This window comes from Streptomyces sp. NPDC058576 (assembly GCF_042718715.1).
In the GTDB taxonomy this organism is placed as follows: Bacteria; Actinomycetota; Actinomycetes; order Streptomycetales; family Streptomycetaceae; genus Streptomyces.
This window is the reverse complement of the sequence record NZ_JBHXPF010000003.1, coordinates 144336-157050: the sequence shown is the minus strand read 5'-3', so window position 1 is coordinate 157050 and position 12715 is coordinate 144336. Positions and strand designations below refer to the sequence as shown.

Annotated in this window: 11 protein-coding genes and 1 tRNA gene; 5 read left to right on the top strand and 7 right to left on the bottom strand. The window is 71.5% G+C overall.

The features are described from left to right. Window positions 1-29: 29 nt before the first annotated feature. Window positions 30-1241: an Ig-like domain-containing protein gene (locus ACFWRV_RS03700; protein WP_384327630.1), complete on the bottom strand. Its 1212-nt coding sequence runs from the start codon at window positions 1239-1241 to the stop codon at window positions 30-32. A gap of 260 nt (window positions 1242-1501) precedes the next feature. Here ACFWRV_RS03700 and ACFWRV_RS03695 point away from each other — a divergent pair, with 260 nt between their 5' ends. The 4 genes from ACFWRV_RS03695 (at window position 1502) to ACFWRV_RS03680 (ending at window position 5663) form a co-directional block, all read left to right on the top strand. Next, window positions 1502-2704, top strand: coding sequence for a lipid II:glycine glycyltransferase FemX (locus ACFWRV_RS03695; RefSeq protein WP_384327627.1), 1203 nt, complete (start codon window positions 1502-1504; stop codon window positions 2702-2704). A gap of 111 nt (window positions 2705-2815) precedes the next feature. Next, window positions 2816-3499: a response regulator gene (locus tag ACFWRV_RS03690; protein WP_384327624.1), complete on the top strand. Its 684-nt coding sequence runs from the start codon at window positions 2816-2818 to the stop codon at window positions 3497-3499. Further along, on the top strand, window positions 3496-5040 hold the full coding sequence (locus tag ACFWRV_RS03685) for an ATP-binding protein (protein WP_384327621.1): 1545 nt from the start codon (window positions 3496-3498) through the stop codon (window positions 5038-5040). The genes ACFWRV_RS03690 and ACFWRV_RS03685 overlap by 4 nt, the downstream gene beginning before the upstream one ends. Then, a complete protein-coding gene (locus ACFWRV_RS03680; protein ID WP_384327618.1) occupies window positions 5037-5663 on the top strand; it encodes a hypothetical protein in 627 nt (208 codons plus the stop codon). Before ACFWRV_RS03685 ends, ACFWRV_RS03680 begins: the two co-directional genes overlap by 4 nt. A 33-nt stretch (window positions 5664-5696) precedes the next feature. Here ACFWRV_RS03680 and rbsD read toward each other — a convergent pair whose 3' ends face one another. From rbsD to ACFWRV_RS03655, 5 genes are read right to left on the bottom strand one after another with little or no spacing between them, the layout of a single operon-like run. Further along, entirely contained in the window at window positions 5697-6086 is a 390-nt protein-coding gene (gene rbsD / locus ACFWRV_RS03675) for a D-ribose pyranase (RefSeq protein ID WP_384327615.1), read from the bottom strand. Further along, window positions 6083-7006, bottom strand: coding sequence for a ribokinase (locus tag ACFWRV_RS03670; RefSeq protein WP_384327613.1), 924 nt, complete (start codon window positions 7004-7006; stop codon window positions 6083-6085). The genes rbsD and ACFWRV_RS03670 overlap by 4 nt, the downstream gene beginning before the upstream one ends. 57 nt (window positions 7007-7063) lie before the next feature. Then, on the bottom strand, window positions 7064-9019 hold the full coding sequence (locus ACFWRV_RS03665) for a substrate-binding domain-containing protein (RefSeq protein WP_384327610.1): 1956 nt from the start codon (window positions 9017-9019) through the stop codon (window positions 7064-7066). Further along, window positions 9009-10613, bottom strand: coding sequence for a sugar ABC transporter ATP-binding protein (locus tag ACFWRV_RS03660; protein ID WP_384327607.1), 1605 nt, complete (start codon window positions 10611-10613; stop codon window positions 9009-9011). Before ACFWRV_RS03660 ends, ACFWRV_RS03665 begins: the two co-directional genes overlap by 11 nt. Continuing rightward, entirely contained in the window at window positions 10610-11626 is a 1017-nt protein-coding gene (locus ACFWRV_RS03655; RefSeq protein WP_384327604.1) for a LacI family DNA-binding transcriptional regulator, read from the bottom strand. The genes ACFWRV_RS03660 and ACFWRV_RS03655 overlap by 4 nt, the downstream gene beginning before the upstream one ends. Window positions 11627-12138: 512 nt before the next feature. Here ACFWRV_RS03655 and ACFWRV_RS03650 point away from each other — a divergent pair. After that, on the top strand, window positions 12139-12495 hold the full coding sequence (locus tag ACFWRV_RS03650) for a hypothetical protein (protein WP_384327601.1): 357 nt from the start codon (window positions 12139-12141) through the stop codon (window positions 12493-12495). 72 nt (window positions 12496-12567) lie between these two features. Here the strand turns inward: ACFWRV_RS03650 and ACFWRV_RS03645 are convergent. Beyond that, a tRNA-Leu gene (locus tag ACFWRV_RS03645) sits at window positions 12568-12655 on the bottom strand. Window positions 12656-12715: the final 60 nt, after the last annotated feature.

Here is a 12715-nt window from a genome sequence, read left to right as displayed (position 1 = left end):
GGGGTGCCCGTACCTGACCGGTGCCCGTCTCAGCGCAGGGCGCTCCTCTGCCGCCACTCGGTCCACGACAGGTTCCACGCGCCGAAGCCGTTGCCGGGCGCGACCACACCCTTGGTGTCCTTGCCGGTGATCTCGAACGGATCGCCCGGCCGCACCTGTCCGTAGAACCAGGCGGCGTCCGGGTCGCTCATCCCTATGCACCCGGAGCTCCGGTTGGCCTTGCCGAGGTGTCGGGCGTTCCAGGGGGCGGCGTGCGCGTACATGCCCGACCAGGTCAGACGCATCGACTGGTCGACCATCTTGTCGTAGGCATCTGCGAGGCCCACGGTCTCGGAGTTCATGTTGATCGTGCCCTCCTTGGCCATGAGCACGGCGGTCCCGCGCCAGGAACGCTTGTCACCGCCGGGAGTACCGCCGGATACCGGTATGTGACGGACCGTCCGGCCGTCGCGTACGAGGGAGAGCCGATGGCGGTCGAGGTCGACCTCGACGATCTGCCGGTCACCGATGGTGAAGGCCGTCGTGTAGTCACGGACGAACCAACCGCCGTTCGCGCCCGAGTCGGTCCCGTTCAGCTCGGCGTTCAGCGTGACCTCGGTCCCGGGCTTCCAGTACGTCTTGGGCCGCCAGTCCACCCGGTCCCGGCCCGACCAGTCGCGTATCCAGCCCCAGGAGCCCTCGGTGTCGTTCGAGGTGGTGACGTTGAGCTGCTTCTCGACCTCGGCCCGGTTCTTGACCGGATGGTCGAAGACCAGGGAGATGGGCTGGGCGACGCCGACGGTGGTGCCGGTGCCCGGTCGCCAGTCGACCTTGTTGACCTTGTCCGCCTTCGCCGTGGTGAAGTCGGCTCGGGCGCTCCGGGCGGTTCCGCCCGCGCTCCGGGTCTCAGCCGTCACCTCGTACGCCGTGCCGGGTGCAGCCTTGCGGTCGGAGACCCACGAACGGCCGTCGGCGGCGGCCTTTCCGGCGAGCCGGCGGCCCTCGGCGTCGGTGACGGTCACCGAGGTGAGGCGGCCGCCCGAGGCCATGACCCGTACGGGCTCACCGGCCGGGACCTCCTTGCCCGCGGGCGTGACGGAGACCGTGACGGGCCGGTCGTCGGGGCTCGGCTTCGCCTCGGCGACCGGGGCACCGGGAGAGGCGCTCGACGAGCAGGCGGCGAGAGGTGCCACCAGGGCGGCCACCACGGCGGCCCGGACGCGGGCCTGGATGAGTACGGGTATGCGTGACGAGCGGGACAACGTGACCTCCGGGAGAGCCGCGAGAGAGAGCCGGACGAGTCGGCGATGCTGCGATGCTGCGATGCTGCGACTGTAGGGCCGGAAAACCCCAGTTCAGGCGCCATGGGGCGATGTGACGGCGACTGGTGAGGAACGGTCATGGTCCGGTCACATTCGCCGCTCGGAGCGGTCATGAAGAGCTGTGAGCCTCCTCGGTGTCCCCGCGAAAGGTCCGGGGAGCCGTCCCCGCGAAAGGTCCGGGGAGAAGGAGAGGCCAGACCGTGTCAGCACTGCTCGTGCCGCCGTCGTCCAGCCCCGTGCGCCGAGCACGGAACCGGGACGTGGCCCTGGGAACCATCACCCCGAAGACCTACCGCGCTTTCCTCGCCTCCCGCGAAGGCCAAGCCCTCGGCCCCGGCTTCCTCCAGTGCCCCTCCTGGGCCGACGTCAAGGAGGGGTGGGAGTCCCGACTGATCGGCTGGGGGCCCGATCCGGCGGCGGGCGCGCTGACGGGCGCAGCCTTGGTGCTGCTGCGACAACTCCCCGGCATGCACAAGTACTTCGCCTACCTCCCCGAAGGGCCCGTCGCCGACTGGAGCGACCCCGACGTCGACGACTGGCTCGATCCGCTGCTGGAGCACCTGCGCCGCGCGGGCGCCTTCGCCGTGCGGATCGGCCCGTCGCCGGCCTACCGCCGCTGGGACGCCGGCCGCCTCAAGCCGCTCACCGGCCCGGGCCGACGCCTCGGCGACGTCCTGGCCAGCGAGGTCGACCCCCTCGGCTCCGCGGTCGCCGACCGGCTGCGGGTCAGGGGCTGGCGCCGCTGCGGCGGCGACGCGGCGGGCCAGGGCGGGGACGCCCAGCCCCGCCACGTCTTCCACGTGCCGCTCGCCGGACGCACCACGGACGACCTGTGGGCCGGGCTCAACCAGGAATGGCGGCGCAACGTGCGCCGAGCCAGGAAGGAGGGAGTGGAGGTGGTGGTCGGCAGTGCGGCGGACCTCCCCGAGTTCTGCCGCCTGCTCACCATCACCGAGCGCCGCGACGGATTTCGGCTCGGCCGCTCACTCGCCTACTACGAGCGTCAGTACGCGGCGCTCAACGCCGAGGAGCCGGGCCGCATGAAGCTGTACCTGGCCCGCCACCGGGGCGAGATCCTGGCGGCCCACACGATGATCACCGTGGGCCGACGGGCCTGGTACCAGACCGGCGCATCGGCGGACCACCGCCGGGAGGTCCGGCCTTCCAACGCCCTTCAATGGCGGATGCTGCTGGATGCCCATGCCCTCGGGGCGGACGTCTACGACATGCGCGGGGTACCCTCCACTCTCGATCCGGAAGAACGTGCGTACGGATTGCTGCGGTGGAAGCTCGGAACCGGTGGGCACGTCGTCGAGACGTTGGGGGAATGGGAGAGGCCAGTGGGCGGCAGCGCCAACCATGCGCTTCACCGCGCCTTCCAGGCGTACCTGAACCGCCGATGAGGCATACGCACCCGACGCCGCCCACCGCCGCTCGCCCCACCGGACGCGTCGTTCCCGCGTGCACCCGGGCCGCGGGCCCTGACCACCACAACCACCGAGGGAGAACAGCCGATGTCCCGCGTGCTCCTCGTCGAGGACGACCCCTTCGTACGTGAGGGGGTCCAACTCGGTCTGCGCCGACGCGGCCACGACGTACGAGCAGCCGGAACCGGCGAGGACGGCCTCGCCGCCCTTGCCGAATTCCGCCCGGATCTGCTGCTGCTGGACCTGATGCTGCCCGGCATGACCGGCGTACAGGTCTGCCGGCGGATCCGCGAGCACAGCCAGTTGCCGATCATCATGCTCACCGCGCGCGGCGACGACTTCGACGTGGTCATCGGACTGGAGGCCGGTGCCGACGACTACATCGTCAAACCCGCCCGGCCCGAGGTGATCGACGCCCGGATCCGGGCTGTGCTGCGCCGCATGGACGACGGCTCGACCGGCCGGCCCGCCATCGAGGTCTACGGCGACCTCACCATCGACCGGGTCGGACTGACGGTGTCCAAAGCCGGCCGGCCCCTGACGCTCGCCCCCTCGGAGCTCAGGCTTCTGCTGCACCTGTCCGCCGCTCCCGAGCAGGTCTTCAGCAGGCAACAGCTCCTGGAGAACGTCTGGGAGCACACCTTCCACGCCGATGGCCGACTGGTCGACGCCTGCGTCGCCCGGCTGCGCGGCAAGATCGAGACGGAGCCCGGCTGCCCGCGCTACGTCCAGACGCTGCGGGGTTTCGGCTACCGCTTCGGCCCGCTGTGATCGCCGTCCCACGCCCCGGCCGCCCGCGCGGCGGCGGGAGCCAGCGGGCTGAGGGCGCGGAGCGGGCCACGGAGACCCGCGAGCGCCCGCGGGTCAGGGCGTTCGGTCTGCGCACACGACTGCTGGCCGCCTTCCTTCTGGTCGCCGCGGTCAGCGCCGGCACGACGTCAGCCCTGACCTACCGCGAGGCTCGCAACGCGCTGTTGAAGACCGCACAGGACACGGCCGTCTCGACGTTCCGCGACCAGGTCCAGCAAACGGGCTGGAGACTGCCCGTTCAGGGGGAAGGACTGGAGGAGATCCTGCGCGACCTCGCCCGCACGGGCAAACCACGCCCCTGGGTGGTGTTCGCCGAATACGGTTCGCTCCGCGCGTCCTCGGGCGAGAACCCGGTCTCCTCCGTCATCACCCCCGCACTGCGCCGGGCAGCGACGGCCGACCGGTACGGCAGCTTCGAGCGGGTGGTCAAGGACGGCGTCCCCTATCTGACCATCGGCATGCCCACCGTCTTCAGAACCGGCCCCGACAGCGTGCTTCCCACCGGGCTCGTCCTGTACGCCGTGATGCGGATGACCGACGAGCAGATCAACGTCGACGCCCTCCACGTCGCCGCCCGGAACGGCGCCCTGCCCGGCCTCGCGGTCGCGCTCGTGCCCGGCCTGCTCGCCGCGCGCAGCGTGCTGCGTCCGGTGCGGGAGCTGCGCCGTGCGGCCAGGAGCATGGGCAGCGGCAGACTCGACACCCGTATCCCGGTACGCGGCAGTGACGAACTGGCCGACCTGGCCGACACCTTCAACGAGTCGGCGGGCCAACTGGAGCGCTCCGTCGGTGAACTGCGCGATGCCGAGGCGCGTGCGCGCCGCTTCGCCTCCGACGTCTCGCACGAACTGCGCACCCCCCTTGCCGGGATGCTCGCCGTCACCGAGGTCCTCGACCAGGACGCGGACCGGCTGGACGCCGACACCGCCCAGGCGGTCCGGCTGGTCAGCGCGGAGACCGGGAAGCTGGCCGTGCTGGTCGAGGACCTGATGGAGATCTCCCGCTTCGACGCCCGCGCGGCCGAGCTGAACTCCGACGAGATCGATGTCGCCGAGGCGATCCGCAAGACCCTCCAGGCCCGGCACTGGGCGGATGACGACCGGATCCGCACCGAACTCCCCACGGACATCCGGGCCCGGCTCGACCCACGCCGCTTCGACGTCGTGGTCGCCAACCTCGTCGGGAACGCGCTGCGGCACGGCGGCGCACCCGTCACCGTGCTCCTGCGCACCGAGGCAAGCTCGTCGGGCACGCTCGTGCTCGTCATCGAGGTCGCGGACCGCGGCCCCGGCATCCCCGCCGCCTCGCTCCCGCACATCTTCGACCGTTTCTACAAAGCCGACGCGGCCCGCACCCGCTCGCCCGGCAGCGGCCTGGGCCTGGCGATCACCTTGGAGAACGTGAATCTGCACGGCGGGACGGTCCGCGCGGGCAACCTGCCCGGCGGCGGTGCCGTCTTCACCGTCGAGATTCCGCTCCGGGCCGAGGAGGCCGACGGATGAGGCGTGCGTGGTGGCGCGGTGTCGCGAGGAGGCATGCGTGGCGGCGCGGCCTCGCCACGACCGTCGTGGCCGCGGCCGGGGCAGCGCTGGCCGGCGGCTGCGGCATCCAGGACTCCGACGTCATCGAGGCGGGCGGTCCCGCGACCGTCGAGGCTTTCCTCAGCCGTGACGCCGACATGCTGCTCTTCTTCCGTTCCCCCGACGGCGCCTTGAGTCCCGTGATCCGGGAGGTCAGGCCCTCGGCCGGGTTCGGCGAGGAGTACATCGAGCCGGGCGCCGACGAGCGGGACCCGTCCGGACCGGCGGGCCCCGCATCCACGGAGAAGGTCGTCCTGGCGCTGCTCTCCGGCCCACGCGAGACAGACCGGGCCGCCGGTCTGACCACGGCACTTCCCCCGGTCCGCCAGGGCGGAACCATAAGGGTCGAGGTCTCTTCGGACGGCGCGGTAACGGCCCGCCTGCCCCTCGCCGTGAGGGGACTCGACGCCACGGCCCGGCGCCAGTTGACCTGCACCATCGCCTACAACCAGACCACCGACGGCCGGGGGGTGGTGACGCTGACGGGAGATGACGGGGCGGAGAGGTCGGGCACGTGCGCACTCGCCCCCGGGGTGTCCGGCTGAGAACAGCTCCTCAACTCCTCGACCGGACGCCGGTCAGAAGAACACCCCGCACCGCAGCAGGACGTTCGCGTACGGCCGTGCCTCCCCCGTACGGACCACCAGGCGCGCGGCCGGTGTGAGCGCCTTCAGGTCGTCGTGCGGGACCAGTTCCAGCCAGGGGAAGTGGCCGTCCAGGAGCGCCGCGGCCTCCGGGTTGGCGTCGCGGATCTCCTCGGCGGCCGTCGCGCCCTCGACGACCAACTCGTCGAGCAGGCCGTCCAGTACCTCGGCGAACGACGGGGTTCCGGCGCGGAAGGCCAGGTCGATCACGCGGGGGCCGGGTGGGATCGGCATGCCGGCGTCGCAGACCAGGACGCCGTCGCCGTGGCCGAGTTCGGCGATCGCGCCCGCCAGGTGGCGGTTGAGGATGCCCGACTTCTTCACAGCGCGTCGACCTCCTCCAGCGTCGGGAACGAGTCCTGCGCCCCCCGCGCCGTGACCGCCGCCGCGCCCACCCTGACCGCGAAGGCCGCCGCCTCCCGCAGGTCGTCGCCCCGGCCCAGCCGCCAGGCCAGGGCCGCCGTGAACGCGTCCCCGGCGCCGGTGGTGTCCACGGCCTCGACCTTCGGGCTGACCAGTTGGTCCAGGGAGTCCGTGCGGCTGTCCGCCACCAGGGCCCCGGCGGCGCCCAGGGTGATGACGACCGAGCGCGGCCCGAGCGCGAGCAGGGCCGGCGCCCACGCGTGCGGGGTCTCCCCCGCGTCCTCTCCCAGGATGTACCGCGCCTCGTGCTCGTTGACCACCAGTGGGTCGCAGGCGGCGAGCACCTCCTCGGGGAGCGGGGCGGGCGGCGACGGGTTGAGGACGAGCCGGGTGTCGGGCCCCCGGCCCCGTACCGTCTCGGCCACCGTGTCGAGCGGGATTTCCAGCTGTACGGAGATCACCCGGGCGGCGGCCAGCAGCGGGGCCGCCGCGCGGACGTCCTCGGGAGTGAGCCGTCCGTTGGCCCCGGGCGAGACCACAATGCTGTTGTCGCCCGAGGGGTCGACGGTGATCAACGCGACGCCGGTGGGGGCTCCGCCGACCAGGACGCCGTCCGTGTCCACGCCCGCCGCGCGCTGGGTCTCCAGCAGGAGGCGTCCGTGGTCGTCGTCGCCGACCCGGGCGAGCAGGGCCGTCCTGGCCCCGAGGCGGGCTGCGGCCAGCGACTGGTTGGCGCCCTTGCCGCCGGGGTGGACGGCCAGGTCGGAGCCGAGGACCGTCTCGCCGGGGGCGGGGCGGCGCTCGACGCCGATCACCAGGTCGGCGTTGGCCGACCCGACGACCAGCAGGTCGTACCGGTCGTCGGGGGCGTTGTCGTGCATGGGCGTGCTTCCTGCTTTCGTCGGTCCGGGATCAACAGGCCGGTGGGTGGGCCGAGGTCAGGAGAAGTCGGCGACATTCTCCTGGGTGACCACCTTGACCGGCACCTTCACCGTGTTCGCGACCTTCTCGTCCTTCGCGGCCTTCACGGCGTTCCGCACCGCGATCTTCCCCAGTTCGGCGGGCTGTTGGGCCACCGACGCGTAGAGCGTGCCGGCCTCGACCGCCTTCAGGCCGTCCGGGGTGCCGTCGAAGCCGACCACCGAGACGGACTTCCCCGCCTTGCTGCCGAGCGCCTTGACCGCGCCGAGCGCCATCTCGTCGTTCTCGGCGAAGACGCCGGTGACGCCGGGGTGCGACTGGATGAGGTTCGTCATGACGTCCAGTCCCTTGGTGCGGTCGAAGTCCGCGGGCTGCTTGGCGACCACCTTGATGTCGGGGTACGCCTTGAGCCCCTCGGCGAAGCCGGCCCCGCGCTCACGGCTGGCGGAGGTGCCTGCCGTGCCCTGGAGGATGACGATGCTGCCCTTGCCGCCGAGCTTGTCGGCCAGCGCGTCGGCGGCGAGCTTGCCGCCCGCCACGTTGTCCGAGGCGACGAGCGTCGCGGTGTCCGCCTTGTTCACGCCCCGGTCGGCGGCGACCACGGGGATGTCCGCCTTGTTGGCGCTGCGGACGCCCGGTCCGACGGCGTCGGAGTCCACCGGGTTGACGATGATGGAGGAGACACCGGAACTCGTGAAGTTCTGCAACTGGTTGGCCTGCTGGGAGGCGTCGTTCTGGGCGTCGGTGACGGTGAGGTCGATTCCCGCCTTCTCCGCTTCCGCCTGTGCGCCTTCCTTCATCTGCACGAAGAAGGGGTTGTTGAGCGTGGAGAGGGACATGCCGACCTTCGTCGTGCCCCCGGACGAGCCCGAGTTGAAGAAGGAGACCGCGCCGACGACGACGGCCACGGCGAATGCCGCCCCGGCGAACTTGAACGCTCCCCTGCGTCCCGACCCCGGTGCGCCGGGCGCTGTCCCCGCCGAGGAGGAGGCTCCCGAACCGGCCTTGCGGCGCAGCGTGTCGAGCAGGACGGCGAGCGCGATGACGACGCCGATGACGACCTGCTGCCAGAACGCCGACACGGACAGGAGGTTGAGGCCGTTGCGGAGGACGGCGAGGATGAGCGCGCCGATCAGGGTGCCGGACGCCTTGCCGACGCCGCCGGCCAGGCTGGCTCCGCCGATGACGACGGCGGCGATGGCGTCGAGTTCGTACCCCTGGGCGGCCTGCGGCTGCGCGGAGACGAGGCGCGAGGCCAGGACGATGCCCGCGACGGCGGCGAAGAGGCCCGACAGGGCGTAGATGACGATCTTCTGGCGCTTGACGCGGAGCCCGGAGAGCCGGGCCGCTTCCTCGTTGCCGCCGATCGCGTACATCGAGCGGCCGATGAAGGTGCGGCCGAGGATCAGTGCGGTGATCAGGCCCATCGCGATCATCACGAGGACCGGCACGGGGAGCCAGCCGCCGAGCGTGTCGCCGAGCACCGAGACGGAGTCGGGGAAGGCGATCGGGCTGCCCTGCGAGATGACGAGGGAGAGGCCGCGGGCGATGGACAGCATCGCCAACGTCGCGATGAACGGCGGGAGTTTGCCGTACGAGACGAGGGCGCCGTTCACGAAGCCGCAGGCGATGCCGGTGACGACCGCGAGGACGACGGCCAGGACGACCGGCACACCCGCCGACGTCGCGGACCAGGCGAGGACCGTCGCGGACAGGGCTGCCACCGAGCCGACGGACAGGTCGATGCCCGCCGAGACGATGACGAAGGTGACGCCGAACGCGAGGATGGCGGTGACCGCCGCCTGGACGCCGACGTTCAGCAGGTTCTGGGTGGTCAGGAAGTCGCCGGAGAGCAGCGACATCGCCACCACCAGGACGACCAGGGCGCTCAGGGCGCCGTTGTCGAGCAGGACGCGGCGTATCACGGAGACTCCGCCCGTTCCCGCGTCACTCTTGGCTGTCTCAGTGGCCACGGGGGCCCTCCTCTTCCTTCTTCGGTGCGGGGTGTTCGGTGGGGGCGGAGCCCTGGGGGGCGGCCGGCCCCTCGGTGGAATGCGGGGTGCCGACCGCGAGGGCCATCACCGCGTCCTGGGTGGCTTCGCCCGCGGGGAGTTCCCCGGCGAGGCGGCCCTGGGCCATGACGAGTACGCGGTCACTCATGCCGAGCACCTCGGGCAGGTCGCTGGAGATCATCAGGACGGCGTGGCCGGAGGCGGTCAGTTCGTTGATGAGCTGGTAGATCTCGACCTTGGCGCCGACGTCGATGCCCCGGGTGGGTTCGTCGAGGATGAGGACCCGGGTGTCGGCCAGCAGCCATTTGCCGATGACGACCTTCTGCTGGTTGCCGCCGGACAGGGTGCGCACGTGCTGGCCGAGGCCGGACATGCGGACACCGAGCTGCTCGGCGATGCGGGCGGCGGCGGTGCGCTGCCCCTTGAGGTCGACAAGCCCCGAGCGGGTCGCGGACCGCAGGGTGACCAGGCCCAGGTTCTCCTGCACGGAGGCGTCGAGCACGAGCCCCTGGCCCTTGCGGTCCTCCGGTACGAGGCCTATCCCGGCGCCCATCGCGGCGGGGACGTCGTGCCGGGCGAGGCGTTCGCCTCGCACGTCGACGGTTCCGGCGTCGTACGGGTCGGCCCCGAAGACGGCGCGCGCCACCTCCGTACGCCCGGCCCCGACGAGTCCGGCCAGGCCGACGACCTCGCCGGCGTGCACATCGAAGCTGATGTCGTGGAAGACGCCGTTACGCGTCAGCCCCCGCACGGACAGCAACGCGTCGCCCGTGTCGGGGCGTTCGCGCGGGTACTGCTGCTCGATGCTGCGGCCGACCATGAGCTGGACGAGTTCGTCCTCGGGGGTCGAGGCCGGGACCTGGTCGATGCTGCGGCCGTCCCGGAGGACGGTGACGCGGTCGCCGAGTGCGGCGATCTCCTCCAGGTGGTGGGTGATGAAGACGATGCCGACGCCGTCCTCGCGCAGTTGGCGCACGATCGCGAAGAGTTTGTCGACCTCCTCGGAGGTGAGCACGGCGGTCGGCTCGTCCATGATCAGGACACGAGCCTCCAGACTCAGCGCCTTGGCGATCTCCACCATCTGGAGCCGGGCGATGCCCAGTTCACGGACCTTGGCCTCGGGTCGCACGTCGACGCCGACCCTGCGCAGCAGCTCTGCCGCGTCCTGGCGCATCCGACGGTGGTCGACGAGCCCGTAGCGGCGTGGCTGGCGGCCCAGGAAGATGTTCTCGGCGACGGTGAGGTCGGGTACGAGGTTGAACTCCTGGTAGATGGTGGCGATTCCGAGACGTTCGGCGTCCTGCGCGCCGTCGATGCGCACCTCGCGCCCCTCGGCCAGGATGCGGCCGTGGTCGGGGCGGTAGGCGCCGGAGAGCATCTTGATGAGGGTGCTCTTGCCCGCGCCGTTCTCGCCGAGCAGGACATGGACCTCGCCTCTGCGGAGGTCGAAGTCGACGTTGTCGAGCGCCACCACGCCGGGGAAGGTCTTGCGCAGACCTTCGATGCGCAGCAACTCGTCCGGCGCGGTCGCCAGTTGCTTTTCCGGTGCGGTCACCGGTCGCTCCTCTGGTTCGATGCGGCCCCGCCGCACGAGCGGCGTACGACGAGGCGGGCGGGCAGGGTGACGGACTGCGGGGTCCGCCCTTCGATCAGGTCGGCCAGGGCGCGCACGGCGGCCCGTGCCAGGTCCGCGGTCGGCTGGGCGATGGCGGTGATCGGCGGATCGGTGTGGACGAACCACGGGATGTCGTCGAAGGCGGCGAGCGCGATGTCGTCGGGGACCCGCAGCCCTCGCGCCCGGATCGCGTCGAGCGCGCCGAGGGCCATCAGGTTGTCGGCGGCGAACACGACCTCGGGCGGCTCGGCCAGGGCCAGGAAGCGCTCGGTGGCCCGGCGTCCGCTGGCCGCCTGGAAGTCACCCTGCCCGATATAGGCGTCGGGCAGGCCGAGCCCGAGCTCCCGCATCGCCTCCCGGAAGGCTTCGACGCGCTCGTTGCCGGTGGTGGTGGCGGCGGGCCCGGCGATGATGGCGAGCCTGCGGTGACCGAGCCCGTGCAGATGCGCGACGAGATCCTTGACCGCTCCCGTACCGTCGGCCCGGACGACGGGGACGTCGATGCCGGGGATCCAGCGGTCGGCGAACACCATCGGCGTACCGCTCAGGGCGACGTCCCGCAGCAACGGGGAGCCGCCGTCGGCGGGCGATACGAGGAGCCCGTCGATCCTGCGGTCGATAAGCGTGCGGATGTGGTGGTCCTGAAGTTCGGGCCGCTCGTCGGCGTTGCCGATGATGACGCTGTAGCCGAGCGCACGGGCCTCTTCCTCGACGAAGCGGGCCAGCTCGGTGAAGTACGGGTTGAGCACGTCACTGATGACCAGGCCGAGGGTGCGGGTCTGAGCGGTGCGCAGCGAGCGGGCCACCGCGTTGGGCCGGTAGCCGAGCGTCTCGACCGCCGCGAGGACACGCGTGCGCGCCTCGTCGCTGACGGACGGATGGCTGTTCAGCACCCGCGAGACCGTGGCGACGGACACGCCCGCCTCGGCCGCGACATCCTTGATGCCTGCCATGTCCGGACCACCTCCTTGTGGTTTCCGTACACCTCGAAACCCTTGGGCAGTCCGGTCGCGCGACGCCGTGGAATCGATTACACGAACGATTGGAATCGATTACATGGCCGAAAGCAAGACCCCCACCCGTGGCCGAGACCGGATCGTGACGGGAGGGGGTGCGAGCGACGCGGGGCGCGGGAGGGCAGGCGCCTCAGCTCACCGGGCCGCCCGGCCCGTTCCGCCGCGCCGTGTGGGGCACGACTTCTCGGACGGTCAACAGGTCAGCCGGAGGCCACTGTTGAAGGACATCGCGGCGCTGTTCGATGCACGTGAAACCCGCACGTGGGCGGCCGTTGAGCGCTTCCCCGGCGCCGGCACGGGGCAGGCGGCGCCCGCCTCGTAGGACGGGACGCCCGTGGTGCCCCGCTCCCCAGCACGCGCTGGAGGTGGAACGAGAGTGAGTACGGGGTCGCGCTCGACTGAGTCATCCGCCTCACGACCGGCGGCGGGGAACCGGCCACGATCAGGGCATGGACTCTCGCACCCATGACGCGCTCTGCCGACCGGCCCGGATCGCTCCTCCGCCTCGGCGCACCGGTGTGGTGCTGCTTTCCGCGTCGCTGTGGCTGCTCACGGCGATGTCGGTCTCCTGGCTGTGCTTCCTGGTCGGCATGACAGCGCTGTGGGGCGCGGCGGCGGGTGCGCCGGTCGGCGGTTTCCTGCTGCGCTGCTCCGCGGTTCTGTGTGGTGGTGCGGGCATGATCGTCGCGGTCTGCCGGGCACCGGCGGTGCGGCGTATGTCCGGTGACGTGCGCAGCCTCCTGCTGGGAGCCCTGGTCTGTCCGGTCCCCCTGGTCCTGGCGATCGCCGCGTTCTCCACCATGTGACCCGTTCTGCGGCCTACCGGGACACGCCCCTGCCGGAAAAGCAGAAAACCCCACGTGAAGTGGGGTTTCAGCTGGTGTCCGAGGGGGGACTTGAACCCCCACGCCCGATAAAGGGCACTAGCACCTCAAGCTAGCGCGTCTGCCATTCCGCCACCCGGACAAGGTGTCTGTCGTTCGCGGTGTGTTCCCCGCGGCGACATGGAAAACAATACCAGGGGTT

Excerpts from the sequence above, each read along its gene's own strand:
- ACFWRV_RS03670 (WP_384327613.1), bottom strand. The coding sequence starts at position 7,006 with ATGCACGACAACGCCCCCGACGACCGGTACGACCTGCTGGTCGTCGGG.
- ACFWRV_RS03655 (WP_384327604.1), bottom strand. The coding sequence starts at position 11,626 with ATGGCAGGCATCAAGGATGTCGCGGCCGAGGCGGGCGTGTCCGTCGCC.
- ACFWRV_RS03680 (WP_384327618.1), top strand. The coding sequence starts at position 5,037 with ATGAGGCGTGCGTGGTGGCGCGGTGTCGCGAGGAGGCATGCGTGGCGG.
- ACFWRV_RS03690 (WP_384327624.1), top strand. The coding sequence starts at position 2,816 with ATGTCCCGCGTGCTCCTCGTCGAGGACGACCCCTTCGTACGTGAGGGG.
- ACFWRV_RS03650 (WP_384327601.1), top strand. The coding sequence starts at position 12,139 with ATGGACTCTCGCACCCATGACGCGCTCTGCCGACCGGCCCGGATCGCT.